Annotated in this window: 14 protein-coding genes; 8 read left to right on the top strand and 6 right to left on the bottom strand. The window is 64.8% G+C overall.

From position 1 onward, the window contains the following. Nucleotides 1-565: 565 nt before the first annotated feature. A complete protein-coding gene (locus tag GA0004734_RS11950) occupies nt 566-934 on the top strand; it encodes an Hpt domain-containing protein (protein ID WP_092933964.1) in 369 nt (122 codons plus the stop codon). A gap of 204 nt (nt 935-1,138) precedes the next feature. After that, complete coding sequence (locus GA0004734_RS11945; RefSeq protein ID WP_092933962.1) at nt 1,139-1,459, top strand: 2Fe-2S iron-sulfur cluster-binding protein; 321 nt, start codon at nt 1,139-1,141, stop codon at nt 1,457-1,459. Nucleotides 1,460-1,823: 364 nt separating this feature from the next. Here the strand turns inward: GA0004734_RS11945 and GA0004734_RS11940 are convergent, their stop codons facing one another. Then, entirely contained in the window at nt 1,824-2,417 is a 594-nt protein-coding gene (locus GA0004734_RS11940; protein ID WP_245292511.1) for a DUF922 domain-containing Zn-dependent protease, read from the bottom strand. A gap of 185 nt (nt 2,418-2,602) precedes the next feature. Between GA0004734_RS11940 and folP the strand changes: the two genes are divergently transcribed. The 3 genes from folP (at nt 2,603) to folK (ending at nt 4,445) form a co-directional block, all read left to right on the top strand. Beyond that, a complete protein-coding gene (folP, locus tag GA0004734_RS11935; RefSeq protein ID WP_092933958.1) occupies nt 2,603-3,466 on the top strand; it encodes a dihydropteroate synthase in 864 nt (287 codons plus the stop codon). Nucleotides 3,467-3,534: 68 nt separating this feature from the next. Beyond that, entirely contained in the window at nt 3,535-3,909 is a 375-nt protein-coding gene (gene folB / locus GA0004734_RS11930) for a dihydroneopterin aldolase (protein ID WP_092933956.1), read from the top strand. Then, nucleotides 3,906-4,445 carry a 2-amino-4-hydroxy-6-hydroxymethyldihydropteridine diphosphokinase gene (folK, locus tag GA0004734_RS11925; RefSeq protein ID WP_092933954.1) on the top strand — a complete coding sequence of 180 codons (540 nt, stop codon included), beginning with the start codon at nt 3,906-3,908 and terminating at the stop codon, nt 4,443-4,445. Before folB ends, folK begins: the two co-directional genes overlap by 4 nt. Nucleotides 4,446-4,605: 160 nt before the next feature. On the opposite strand, the gene GA0004734_RS11920 is transcribed toward folK, so the two are convergent. Further along, nucleotides 4,606-5,163 (bottom strand): hypothetical protein, encoded by a 558-nt coding sequence (locus GA0004734_RS11920; protein WP_092933952.1) that lies wholly within the window; start codon nt 5,161-5,163, stop codon nt 4,606-4,608. Between the two features lie 296 nt (nt 5,164-5,459). Here GA0004734_RS11920 and GA0004734_RS11915 point away from each other — a divergent pair, with 296 nt between their 5' ends. Next, a complete protein-coding gene (locus GA0004734_RS11915; protein WP_092933950.1) occupies nt 5,460-6,335 on the top strand; it encodes a cytochrome b/b6 domain-containing protein in 876 nt (291 codons plus the stop codon). Then, nucleotides 6,332-7,123, top strand: a complete 792-nt coding sequence (locus GA0004734_RS11910) for a molybdopterin-binding protein (protein WP_092933948.1) — start codon at nt 6,332-6,334, stop codon at nt 7,121-7,123. The genes GA0004734_RS11915 and GA0004734_RS11910 overlap by 4 nt, the downstream gene beginning before the upstream one ends. Nucleotides 7,124-7,147: 24 nt before the next feature. On the opposite strand, the gene GA0004734_RS11905 is transcribed toward GA0004734_RS11910, so the two are convergent. The 3 genes from GA0004734_RS11905 to GA0004734_RS11895 all read right to left on the bottom strand — a co-directional run bounded on the left by GA0004734_RS11905 (nt 7,148) and on the right by GA0004734_RS11895 (nt 10,335). Then, the gene (locus GA0004734_RS11905; protein WP_092933946.1) at nt 7,148-8,203 is read right to left on the bottom strand and encodes a YcjF family protein; all 1,056 of its coding nucleotides are present in this window, start codon (nt 8,201-8,203) and stop codon (nt 7,148-7,150) included. Beyond that, nucleotides 8,200-9,651, bottom strand: coding sequence for a YcjX family protein (locus GA0004734_RS11900; RefSeq protein WP_092933944.1), 1,452 nt, complete (start codon nt 9,649-9,651; stop codon nt 8,200-8,202). Before GA0004734_RS11900 ends, GA0004734_RS11905 begins: the two co-directional genes overlap by 4 nt. Before the next feature lie 153 nt (nt 9,652-9,804). Then, the gene (locus GA0004734_RS11895; protein WP_175386329.1) at nt 9,805-10,335 is read right to left on the bottom strand and encodes a SixA phosphatase family protein; all 531 of its coding nucleotides are present in this window, start codon (nt 10,333-10,335) and stop codon (nt 9,805-9,807) included. Nucleotides 10,336-10,684: 349 nt separating this feature from the next. Here GA0004734_RS11895 and dksA point away from each other — a divergent pair, with 349 nt between their 5' ends. Further along, a complete protein-coding gene (gene dksA, locus GA0004734_RS11890) occupies nt 10,685-11,104 on the top strand; it encodes an RNA polymerase-binding protein DksA (protein WP_092933940.1) in 420 nt (139 codons plus the stop codon). A gap of 118 nt (nt 11,105-11,222) precedes the next feature. On the opposite strand, the gene GA0004734_RS11885 is transcribed toward dksA, so the two are convergent. After that, the gene (locus GA0004734_RS11885) at nt 11,223-12,239 is read right to left on the bottom strand and encodes a flagellar biosynthetic protein FliO (protein ID WP_139056260.1); all 1,017 of its coding nucleotides are present in this window, start codon (nt 12,237-12,239) and stop codon (nt 11,223-11,225) included. Between the last annotated feature and the right edge of the window lie 85 nt (nt 12,240-12,324).

Raw genomic sequence — 12,324 nt, 5'->3', positions numbered from 1 at the left:
GTCTCGACATCGCGCAGCTGTCATGGCTGCCGACAATGCCGGATCGGGGGTGAGGACAGTTCCTGCGCATTGGATGCACGCAATACAATGACCGCACCAATTTCATACCGCGACCGGTGATGCTTTTTCCCATGGTCGCACAGCCATGGGAAGGGCCTCCCGGAGGGATGCCGGGTCCTTTGCGGAAACCGATATCCTGTAACGTATCGTAGTGACACATCCGGGATAGTCTTACAATTAACGCCCCGGGGCATTCGTTAAAATGCTAACAAGTTCTTAACGGAATTCAGCCCCGGGACGGCGCGAAGGCCCTGCAATGCCGGATGTTTTCGTTCGTTAACCATACTTGACAAAAGCCGCCCTGATTGCGCCCGGTTTTCATCTGATAGCAGCCCGGCTGCTGTGAAATCCACACGAGACGGCAGTGCGGCGACGGGCCGGGTGCGCAGGGCTTCAGTTCGACGCCACGCGACCTTCACGTCCCGCATCGCCACCCGGATTCCGAGCCCGCGGGATGTCCCGCAACGAGCCGGCAGCGTTGGAAAACAGAATAAGGAAAACGTGCATGGCCGCCCTCAATATCGCCTTCGACAGTCCCGAAACGGCACTTGGCCATCTTCACTCCCGCGGACGCCCGATCGACCTCGTCCACCTCGCCAATCAGACAATGGGCGACAAGGTGCTGGAGATTGAAGTGCTGCAGATTTTCGCGCGCCAGTCGCGGCAGATCGTCAAGGAACTGCTGGTCGAGGATGCCGAGGTCCGCAAGGCCGCCGCGCATCGGCTGAAGGGTGCGGCAGTGGCCGTCGGCGCCTTCACGGTTGCCCATGTCGCCGCGTCCGTGGAAGAGCGACCTGAGGATTCCGAAAGTCTCGCCGCACTCTCGTCCGCCGTCCTCGATACCGAAATCTTCATTCTCAAGCTCTGCCGGTAGCGGCCAGCGACACACGCCAGTCCGCGATGGTCGATCGCGGCGGCGCCCGTCCGGCGTGGCATCCCTAGGAAAGCAGGCAAATCGACCTGTTTTCTTGACGGCTCGCCTGAAACAGTGTGAGAAAAACGGGCACCCCCTATTTGCGGGCGCCGTGCCCGTTGGCATTGGCGGTCCCGCGCATCGAGCATCCGAGACCGCGCCATCATGACAAAACTCAGCATCATCGCCTTTGACGGCACACGCCACGAGCTGGAGGTCCAGACCGGATCGACCGTTATGGAAAATGCGGTTCGCAATTCCGTGCCCGGCATTGAGGCGGAATGCGGCGGCGCCTGCGCCTGCGCCACCTGTCATGTCTATATCGACGAGGCGTGGACGGCAGCCGTCGGCGCGCCGGAGGCCATGGAAGAGGACATGCTGGACTTCGCCTATGACGTCCGGCCCACCTCGCGGCTGAGCTGTCAGATCAAGATGAGCGACGCGCTGGACGGCCTCGTCGTTCATGTGCCGGAACGCCAGGCCTGATCTTCAGGCCTGTTCGACTGACGGCATTGTCGCCCAAAAAAAGCCCCGCCTGTCGCAGGGACAAGCGGGGCCAGGAGGGCGCATCGCACGCAGGATGAGGGAGGGATCATCTGCGGCAACAGGACACGCCAGGAGAACAACAGGGCAGGGGTGAGCGTATCCGGTCGCCAAGCGATCCGGTTTCGGACAGGTCCTTGCAAATATCGTCAGGGTCTTCAAAGCCGGAAACAGAACGGCTTCGATGCACATCCCGGTGGCATCGGCTTTGGAAGCTTCGTTTCTTCTTGGCTTCCGATGCTTAGACTATAGCCTAACTTGGCGCCGGCCACTATCGCTAGAAATCATCAATGAGTTGTTGCGTGTTTCAGCGCGTGCCGGACTCGGCCGGCTTTGCCATACGCTCCAGGCGGTACTGGAGCAGGCGCACCATGCGCAGGTCGAAATTGGCGGCCTCGCGACGGTCGAAGGCGGCCTGGTCCTTGTCGTGTGCGACAATCGCGTCTTCGCTGACGCGGGCGACGCGGGCCTGCATCCGCTCGCAATCCACCTCCGGCGGGAGGGAGAGGAAGGTCTTTTCCATGTCGCGCGCGTGGTTGCGGGCGATCTCGGCGTGGCGCTCCTCGTGGCGCTTGATGTCACTCGACAGCGTGTCCCACACGAGGCCGAGATCGCGGCCGGCGGTGTTGCGGTTCTTCCAGCGCGGCAGGATCAGCCGGGTGTTGAGCGTCACGCGGGCGCTGCCGACGGAGCAGAGACGTCCGCGACGGACATAGCTCACCGTTCCCCCGAACTTGATGCGGGTTGCACCGGGATGGCGCGCGCCGGTTTCGCGCATTTGCGGACCCTGCGACGAGAGCGCCGCGTCGAGTTCCGCCGCGGTACGGCCGCCCACGGAGAAATAGGTGATCGTCTTGTTCATCACCGTTTCCGCCCCGGCCGTCAACGGCTCGGTGATCATGAGGAGGGCCGCCAGCGGGACGAGAAGGAATTTGCGGGCCGTGGTCATGGATAAGCTGTCTCGACGGTTGATGTCGCCCAAAGCTTGGGGCATAGGCTGGGCAAGCGCAACTGGAAATGCCCGCCGCTCTGAAACAAGGTTAGCGCTGCAACTCCACAAGGTCGGTCGTTTCGCCGAGATCCGTCATGGTTGATTCCCTCGATGCCGCCGATCCCTTTGCCGCCTTCGAATGGTCGCTGGCGCATGGTCGCAGCCTGACCCTCGGCCCGCGCGGCATGCTCATGGCGATCGTCAACGTTACGCCTGATTCCTTCTCGGATGGCGGCAGCTTTCTCGATGTCGACGCGGCGCTGGCGCATGCGCAGGCCTGTGTGGAACAGGGCGCCGATATCCTCGACATCGGCGGCGAATCGACGCGTCCGGGCGCCGATGCGGTTTCCGCAGCGCAGGAGCAGGATCGCGTTCTCCCCGTCATCGAGCGGCTGGCGCACGAGACGGATGCCCTGATCTCCATCGACACCTATCGCGCAGAAACGGCGCGGCTGGCGCTGGCGGCCGGTGCGCATATCGTCAACGATGTGCACGGCCTCCAGCGGGAGCCTGATATCGCCGCCGTCGTGGCGCAAGCGCGCGCCGGTGTCTGCATCATGCATACGGGGCGCGGGCGCGTGAAGGCCGAGGATGTGATCGCGGATCAGAGGCTGTTCTTCGCCCGGTCGCTGGAGATCGCGGCGGATGCCGGGATCGCCGCGGATGCCATCGTGCTCGATCCGGGTTTCGGCTTTGCCAAGGAGGCTTCCGAAAGCTGGGCGCTGATGGCGCGGCTGGGTGAGTTGCATGGCCTTGGACACAGACTGTTGATCGGGACGTCGCGCAAACGGTTCCTCGGTGCGGCCACCGGCCGGGAAGCGGCCGAGCGGGACGTTGCGACGGCGGCGACCACGGTGGCGGCGCGGCTGGCCGGCGGCGCGATATTTCGCGTCCATGATGTCGCATTCAACAGGGACGCCCTGATGGTCGCGGATGCTATACTGGCGGCACGACCCTGACGCATTTAAACGCTCTCAGCGGCACCGGCGACGCGCCGTGGCTGCGACTATCGGCAGGAGATCCCGATATGACGCCGACCTATACGATCACGCTCAAGAACTGCGCTTTCTTCGCGCGGCACGGCGTTCATGACGAGGAGGAGTTTCTCGGGCAGCGATTCTTCGTTGATGCCGAACTGGTGGTCGAGCAGGGATCGGCGCTGCGCGAGGACCGGATCGAGGATACGGTGCATTACGGGATTGCCTTTGCCGAAATCGAGAAGATCATCACCGGCCGCCGTCGCTATCTCATCGAGGCGCTGGCGCTAGAGATCGCCGAGATGCTGTGCGCGCGCTGGCCGCAGATCCATCGGGCAAAGGTGTCCATCCGCAAGCCGAACGCACCGGTGCCGGGCGTGCTGGATACCGTCGAGGTGACCGTCGAGCATGTCGCCAGGCCATGAGCATGATCGATAACGGCGTACGGCATCAGGCAGCCATCGGGCTCGGCGGCAATATCGGCGACGCCACGGCTGCGATCGCCGAAGCGCTGGCGCGGCTCGACGCGCATCCCGAGGTTACGGTCGCGGCCGTTTCCAGCCTCTACCGCACGCCGCCCTGGGGCAAGACGGATCAGGACTGGTTCTTCAATGCCTGCGCGGTGGTGCAAACGACGCTGGAGCCGGCAGTGCTTCTCGAAGCGTGTCTCGATGTGGAAAAAGCCATGAAGCGGCAGCGGCTGGAGCGCTGGGGGCCGCGCACGATCGATCTCGACGTGCTGACCTATGACAGGATTGCGATGGAGACGCCGGCGCTGACTCTACCGCATCCTCGTATGACCGAACGGGGCTTCGTGCTGCTGCCGCTGGCCGAGATTCTGCCCGACCATATCGTCGCGGGGCGGAGCGTTGCTCAGTGGGCTGAAACGGCCGATGCGGCGGGTATCGAGATGGTTGACGGGCGCGAAGACTGGTGGCGCGATCGGACGGCGACCGTCTGATGTGACATAAACCGGGCAAGGCGCTTGCGGGCGCCTGCCCGACAGAAGCTCTTTGTAATAATCCCATTATCCGACGGCGAAGCGGAGACGCTTCGCCTGGAAATGTTGTTATGGTCGCATTGTCCCACGGTGAAGCGTAAACGCTTCTCCTGGAAATGCTTTAGCGGATCGAGCCGACGGCCATCTGATCGGTCTGGCGCGTGAGCGCGACGCCGATGACGGGGACCATGGTTTCCTCGACCTTCACCGAAATCGTGATGTTGAGCAGCGAGGGATCCGACATGCGGGCGATCATTGCGCCGTTCAGCTTCTTGCGGTTGATGCCGACGACGATCTTGTCCTTCGCGACATTGCCCGAGACGATGTCGAGGCCCTTGCCTTCCGCGCCGTCGAGGAACTTGCCGGAATAGCTGTTGCCCTTCTGGCTGATGACGGCCGACATCGGCTGCTTGAAGACGCCAACGCGGCAGAAGCCGTCGAGCTTGATGCCGGTGTCATCGGTCGGTTCGCCGGTGAGGTCGCAGGTGAACTTCGTGCCCTTGTACTTGCCCGCGACGATTTCGCCCGGACCTTTCCACTGGCCGGCGACCTGTTCGAAGAAAGCCTTATCGCGGCTTTCGGCCAGCGCCGGGGCAGGGATGACGGCGATTGCCGCCAGCGTGAGTGCGGCCATGCATGCGGCAGGGCCGCGCGCGATCAAAGAAGGGCGCGAGAACATGAGCGATCCTTGAGGGTCGGTGTCGAGAACGTGAGGTGACATTGGCACTTGAATGGTTAATGGAGCGTTTCAGTTGGTCTGTCGGTGCGTGCAAACCGCGACGATCTGCCGGATCGCTGCAGATTTGCAACGCTTTCGTTTTGCGCTGCCCACACTGTCTTGCAGGAAATGCGGGCTTGCAGGAAATGCGGGCTTGCAGGGCGCGCGGGCTTGATGAGAGCGCAGGAGGGCCTGCACGGCGCCTTTGAACAGTGGCCGGATGTCGCGCGATCGATTCGGGGCCGGGGAGACGAGCGATGACGCATGCACCTGAAGAGATCGCGTCCGGCGCTGCGGGCGGAGGGCGTCTGATCTATCGCCATGGGCTGCTGACGCGGCTGACGCATTGGATGTGGGCCGTCGCGCTCTTCTTCCTGCTCCTGAGCGGCCTGCAGATCTTCAACGCGCATCCCACCCTTTATATCGGCAAGCAGTCGGGCTTCGCCTTCGACAACAGCGTGCTTAAAATGGACGCGATCTACGGGCCTGATGGGCAGCCGCAGGGGCGGACGACCGTGTTCGGGCACAGCTTCGACACGAGCGGCCTGTTCGGCATGAGCGGGCCGGCGGACACCCCGGCCTATCGCGGCTTTCCCGCCTGGGCGACCGTGCCGTCCTATCAGGATCTCGCCACAGGGCGCGTCGTGCATTTCTTCTTTGCCTGGGTGCTCGCCTTCACGCTTCTGATCTGGCTGGTTTCGGCCCTCGCCGCCCGGCGGCTGCGGCGCGACCTGCTGCCGTCCGGGCAGGATCTCCGGCACTTACCCCGTGATATCGCCGATCATGCGCGGCTGCGGTTTCGCCATGACGGGCGCTACAATGTCCTCCAGAAGCTCTCCTATGGCGGCGTGCTCTTCGGTCTGTTTCCGCTGGTCATTCTGACGGGACTTTCGATGTCGCCGACCATGAATGCCGCCTGGCCGTTCCTGCTTGATCTCTTCGGCGGGCGGCAGACCGCGCGGACGCTGCATTTCGCCTGCATGCTGGCGCTCGTCCTCTTCTTCGTCGTGCATATCGTCATGGTGCTGCTGGCGGGGCCGGTGAACGAACTGCGATCCATCATCACCGGCCGCTATCGCGCGCGGGAGACCGCGCCCGCGGCAGATGCCGTGTCCAGGGAGCCGAGATCATGAGCCGAACCTTGCTTGCCAACCGCCGCCGGTTCCTGACGCTCGCGGGTGTCGCGGCCTCCACCGTACCGCTTGCCGGCTGCGACGTGCTCGACGGCGTTCTCTCGGGCGATAGCGCCGTTCGCGAGACGCTCGCCTCCGCAAACAGCCTGAGCTACCGCGTCCAGCGGATGCTCGCGGGGGACCGGCTTGCGCCGGAGTTTTCAGCCACCGAAATCCGTCAAGGGCAGCGGCCCAATGGATCGACGGATCCAGACGGGGCCGATTATCTCGCGCTGAAGGCGACGGCGTTCGCGACCTATCGGCTGCCCGTCACCGGCCTCGTCGAAAAGCCGCTCGATCTCGGCCTCGACGAAATCCGCGCCATGCCCTCGCGGACGCAGATCACGCGCCATGACTGCGTCGAGGGCTGGAGCTGCATCGCCAAGTGGACGGGCGTGCCGCTCGCGACTATTCTCGATCAGGCGAAGGTGCGGCCGGAGGCCCGCTTCGTCGTCTTCAAATGCTACGACGCCATGGACCTCGGCCTTGGCGGCCCGACGCCCTATTACGAATCCATCGACCTTCTCGACGCGCGCCACCCGCAAACCATCCTGGCCTATGGCTGCAATGACCAGACGCTGTCGGTGGCCAATGGCGCGCCGTTGCGCGTGCGGGTCGAGCGGCAGCTCGGCTACAAGATGCCCAAATATATCAAGTCGATCGAACTCGCCGCGACGCTCGCCCCCTATGGCGGGGGCAAGGGTGGGTTCTGGGAGGATGTCGGCTATGACTGGTATGGCGGGATTTGAGCGTTCCGTCGATCTGGGCAGGCGCTAGACATCGTCCGTTGATGCGCGCTTCTGGCCGGGAGCGATATCGCCGATGAAGTCGCCGATGCCGGGGCGCTTGAGGGCGCGGAAGGGCATGGGGCGGCAGAGGTCCATGGCGGCGATGCCGATGCGCGCGGTCATGAGACCGTTGACGACGCCTTCGCCGAGGCGGGCCGAGAGCTTCGACGCGATGCCGTGGCCGAGCACCTGCTGGACGAGGCTGTCGCCGACGGCAATGGAGCCGGTGACGGCGAGATGGGCCAGCACGTCGCGGATGAGGCGGAAGAGGCCGAGCGTGCCCGGACGCCCGCCGTAGAGATCCGCCATGGCGCGGATGAGCCGGGCCGATTCGAACACGACATAGCCGAGATCGACCAGCGCGCGCGGGCTGACGGCCGTAACGATGGAAACGCGTTTCGAGGCGTTGAGGATGAGGGCGCGCGCTTCCCGGTCGAGCGGCGTCAGGAGTTCGCGCTCGGTGAGGTCGATGAGGTGGGGACCGTCGATGATCTCGCCCTCCGTCGCTTTCAGCCGTTCGCGACCGCGCGCTGTCTCGGGACGCGCCGCGAGATGCTGGACGAGGTCGTTCATGGTCTTGCGGGCGACCGTGTTGCCGGGTGCGGCGAAGGCGGCGGTCACCTCCTCTTTCAGCGACTGGACGGCATTGAGCCGCATGAGGCCGAGGACCTCGCGGCCGACAATGCCGAGCACGGCCAGAACGACGATGGCTGCCGCCGCGATGGCGACATAGCCGAGCGCGTCGTTGCGCGTGAAGAGGTCGCGCACGAGGCTGTCGATCCAGAGGCCGAGGGCGAGCGAGACGAGGACGCCGAGCGCACCGAGCGCGAGCTTCGCCAGCGAGAACCGCCGCCGGGGACGGCGCTCCTCCAGCGCGGAGACGACGGGCGTGGCAAGCGTCGTTTCCGCGAAGGGGTCTTCGGCATCCGGCGTCAGCACGACGCCATCGCCGAAGCTTGCCGGCGCGCGGCGGGTTTCGGCCTGCGGCGGCTGATCGCCGTCGACGGTGAAAGCGGCGGGGCGGCGGGGAAGGTCGCTCATGCGAGGCGGTCTCCGAACAGGAACTGCATGGCCCGGTCGAGACGGATATGCGGAACGGACAGCTTTAGCCCGCCCCCCGTCTCCTCGATGTGCGGCGGGCGGAAGCGGACGAAATTAACCTCCGGCACGTGCTGACCGAGCTCCTCATCCGTCGTGCGAAACAGGCTGTCGGGATCGCGTGGCAGGTCGCCGGGGAAGATCGCGGTCTTGCGCTCGCCATCGAACAGCTCGCCATTGATGCGCTCGCCGGCAATCGGCGTTCCCACGATGACCGGCAGCGGGTGGCCATCATGGTTGACGGTCGCCTCGCGGGTGGCGCGCACCGAGGCGAGCGCCATGACCTCGACGCCGGCACCGCTGCCGCCGATCCGCTCCATGGCGCGCGAGACGATGCGCGCGGTGATGCGCTCCAGCCGATCATGGCTTTCGTGGTGCAGGTGATCGGCCTTGGTCGCGGCGATCAGCACCTTGTCGATGCGGCGGGTGAGGAAAGAGGAGAGGAAGGAGTTCGTTCCCGGCTGGAAGCAGCCCATGACGTCCGCCAGAGCGCTTTCGAGGTCGAGCAGCGCTTCGGGTCCGCGATTGATCGCCTGCAGCGCGTCCACGAGCACGATCTGGCGGTCGAGGCGGGCGAAGTGCTCGCGGAAGAAGGGTTTCACCACATGCGTCTTGTAGGCCTCGTAGCGGCGCTCCATCATCGCGTGCAGCGAGCCGGACGCTGGGCGACCGTCGGGCAGATCCGGCAGGGGCGCGAAGGTGAGGGCGGGTGAGCCCTCCAGATCTCCCGGCATCAGGAAACGGCCGGGCGGCAATGTGGAGAGCGAGCGCTCGTCTGTGCGGCAGGCCCGGAGATAGCGGGTGAAGGCTTCAGCCAGCGCGCGGGTGCGACCCTCGTCGGCTTCGGCCTGCGGCATGGCGGTCTCGCAGAGCGCCAGCCATTCGGCGGAAAGCTCGCGGCGGATGCCGCTGCGGGCGCGGGCGACGGTCGCGGCGCTGAAGGTGCGGTAATCCTGCGAGAGGAGCGGCAGATCGAGCAGCCATTCGCCTGGATAATCGACGATGTCGATCGACAGGCGGCCCGGCGAAAACATGCGGTTCCAGCCGCTGGCGCTCTCGTAGTCGAGTGTGATGCGCAGCTGCGAGATCGCGCGCGTCGAATCGGGCCAGATGCGATCGCGCACCAGCGCCGTGATATGATCCTCGTACTGGAAGCGTGGTACGGCGTCGTCGGGTTGCGGCTCCAGCCGGATTTTTGACACGCGGCCGGCGCGAACGGGTTCGAACACCGGCAGGCGGCCGCCATTCAGCAGGTTATGAACGAGGGAGGAGATGAAGACCGTCTTGCCCGCGCGCGACAGGCCGGTGACGCCGAGGCGGACCGAGGGATTGACGAGCCCCGCGGCGCGATCCGTCAGGGTATCCAAGGCGATTTTCGCATCGTCGGACATGCGGGTGAGAAAAGACACGCGGCTTGGCTTCCCTTCGTTGAGATGAGGTGACATCCGGGTCGGACGGCCCGCATGCGATATAGGGAGCTGCGCGCATGCGGGAAAGGCAGGCCCGTCGACCATGTCGTGGAAAGATTGCCCGCAGACGAGATCTTACGGGGTCAGGACCTCGACAAGCCGGCCGGGAAGTTCGTCCGGGGCCGTGTCCGGCTTGCGGGCGATGGCGATGACCATGCCGGGCAGGAAGCCGGCGGGCAAAGCGCGTGTGGCCGTTGCCGAGCCGAGGCACTCCCAGGCAAGATGCTCCAGAACCGGATTGTGCCCGATGATGGTCAGCGGCGCGCCGGCGCCGGCTCTCGCGTTGATGTCACCGACGACGGCGAGATAGGCATCGAGCGCGCCGTCATAGAGCAACTCCTCGAACGAGATCGAAGCGGACGGCGTCGTGCCGAGCAGAATGTCGGCGGTCTGGCGGCAACGGCGCGCTGACGAGCAGACGATATCGCCCAGCGTCCAGCCGCGCTTCTGTAGCGTCGCTGCCATGCGGGCTGCATCCGCCCGGCCCATCTCATCGAGTGTCCGGTCGAAATCCCGCTCTCCAGCCCTTGGGCCGCCAGCGCGGGCATGGCGTACGAGGAACAGGGCTGGCTGGGATATGGCGGAAGACAGGGAGGCGGAAGACATGGAGGAAGCCACCGGACGACTGAGATCACACCTTGTCTCCCGGCCGTCGGCAAAGATCAAGCGCGAGCCGGGCTTCCGACACGACGATAGAGATGGCGAACCGAAAAAGACTGCCTCTTTTTTCGGCCGGATTGCACTGCGCAGACGCCCGAACCTGCGGTCGTGCAGCGGCCGTCCGGTATCGGACAGCCGATTTCCTGTCATGCTCTTGTAATTCTGGTGAAATATGAGGCCGTTAGCTTCGTTTTCGAGCAATTTGAAATATGCGTGCGCCGTGCGCAGAGACTTGAAACACAGTCTTCATAGGTCTATAGACCCGCCGCATGAGATGTTCTTCAGGAGAAACGCGTTGAGTGAGAAGATCGATCTTGGTACCTTCGTTCTTTCCGAAGACGATGAATTCATGAACTCCCATCAACGGGCTTACTTTAGAGCCAAGTTGAATGCCTGGAAGAACGACATCCTCCGGGAAGCGCGAGAAACGCTCGGCCACCTTGCCGAAGAGAGCGCCAATCACCCCGATCTCGCCGACCGCGCCTCATCGGAAACCGATCGTGCTATCGAGCTTCGTGCACGCGACCGTCAGCGCAAGCTGATTTCCAAGATCGATGCCGCCCTGCAGCGGATCGACGAAGGCACCTACGGATATTGCGAGGAAACCGGCGAACCCATCGGTCTGCGCCGCCTCGACGCCCGCCCGATCGCGACCTTGTCAATCGAAGCACAGGAACGCCACGAGCGCCGCGAGAAGGTTTATCGCGACGAGTGAACGTGCCGGTTCGGACGCCTTACATTTTATATATCTTCCGAATGGTCGCCTTTGGCGGCCATTTTTGCGTTAGAGGAGCGGTCCAGGCCGGAAGGCGCCTGTTGCGCGGTGCGATTCATCACGGCTTGCGCTCGTTGCCCATCTCGCTCAGCATCCGGTTCATCTCCTCTTCCAGCGTCGGCTCGTTGCGCGGGGCCGGGCGGGGGGCGTCGATGGCGGGGGCGCGAGGCGTGGGTTCGGGTGCAAGACGGCCGAGGTCACCGGAGATCTGGGCGTCGAGCAAACGCTCGAAATCCCGGCCTTCGTCACGTTTTCCTTCGTCGCGGTTGCCGATCTCGGTGCCGGGCGGCTTGGATCTTGCCGCAGCGGCTGCTGCCGGCTGGGTGGGGACGGCGGCTGCAGCCGGCGCGGGGATCTGGGGGAGGACGCGCGCGCGCGCGGCGTCGAGGATGTCCTCGGGGGCCTTTCGCCCGGACGGAGCCGCATTACCAGCCGAGAATTGCGGCGTTGCTCTCTGGGCCGGTGCGGCGGTGCGGGCTGCCGGCGGCTGCCGGGGCGCGATGGCGTCGTCTCCGTAGAGCGCCTGACCCATATTGGAGACCGGCGGCTGGGCGGGGCGTGCTGCCGGGTGGGCGTCCGGCGTTGGCTGCGAGCGCTGTTCGGGCCTTGGTTCCGTCCTGTTTTCAGGGCGACGCTCCTGCGCAATGCGGGCGGCAGGTGCGGGCAGGGCATCCGGGCGGGCGGGTGCTGCAAGGTTTGCGGCAACGGGCTGGCCGGCGATCTGCTGCGTGGCGGGCGGCGCGGCGATGGCCGTCTGTCCGGACTCTGAAGCGTCCAATCGCGGCTTCGCGCCGACAATCCGGCTTTCGACGACGATATCGGTCGGGCCGCCGATCATGATCAGGTGCTCGACATCATCCCGGCGCACGAGCACGAGCCGGCGGCGTGTGTCCACGGCCGCGGCATCGAGCACCGCGAGCCGCGGCTGGCGGTTCTTGCCGCCGCGGATGAAGGGGGAAGACGCGCGATTGCGCATGAACCAGAGAACGGCCACCAGAGCCAGCAGACCCGCAGCGACGGCCACGGCCGCGATGATGAACCGACCGCCGTTATTGCCGACGACATCTTCAAACATCTTCGCTCTCCTCGTCTTTCAGGTGCAGCGCATATACGACGCTGCGGAATTGGAATTGACGTCTTTTTGCCGTTGGAAACAAGCC

The sequence above is a fragment of the Rhizobium sp. 9140 genome (assembly GCF_900067135.1).
GTDB lineage: Bacteria > Pseudomonadota > Alphaproteobacteria > Rhizobiales > Rhizobiaceae > Ferranicluibacter.
Note: the sequence above shows the minus strand (reverse complement) of the source record. Positions and strands in the feature narration are given on the sequence as shown.